This window comes from Paenibacillus antri, from assembly GCF_005765165.1.
Lineage (GTDB): Bacteria > Bacillota > Bacilli > Paenibacillales > YIM-B00363 > Paenibacillus_AE > Paenibacillus_AE antri.
In genome coordinates, this window is the sequence record NZ_VCIW01000080.1 from 1 (window position 1) to 515 (window position 515).

Consider the following 515-nt stretch of genomic DNA (forward strand, 5'->3'; position numbering starts at 1 on the left):
CCTGATATCCACTCTGTAACAGCAGGTTTATCATACCGTTTCGGTCAAGGCGCTGTAGCACCAGTTGTTGAGCCAGAAGTTGTAACTAAAAACTTCGCATTCAGCTCAGACGTTTTATTTGATTTCGGTAAATCAAGCTTAAAACCAGCAGCAGCAACAGCTTTAGACGCAGCTAACACTGAAATCGCTAACTTAGGTTTAGCAACTCCAGCTATCCAAGTTAACGGTTATACAGACCGTATCGGTAAAGAAGCTTCAAACTTAAAACTTTCACAACGCCGTGCAGAAACTGTAGCTAACTACTTAGTTTCTAAAGGTCAAAACCCTGCAAACGTAACTGCAGTAGGTTACGGTGAAGCAAACCCAGTAACCGGCGCAACATGTGATGCAGTTAAAGGTCGTAAAGCATTAATCGCTTGCTTAGCACCGGATCGTCGTGTTGAAGTTCAAGTTCAAGGTACTAAAGAAGTAACTATGTAATTTAGTTAATTTTCTAAAGTTAAATTAGTAACCCT

General features: G+C 40.8%; 1 pseudogene. It reads left to right on the forward strand.

Annotated elements, in window-relative coordinates:
- Positions 1 to 480 (forward strand): annotated as a pseudogene (gene ompA / locus FE782_RS33545) (porin OmpA); the annotation flags it as partial.
- Positions 481 to 515 lie beyond the last annotated feature (35 nt).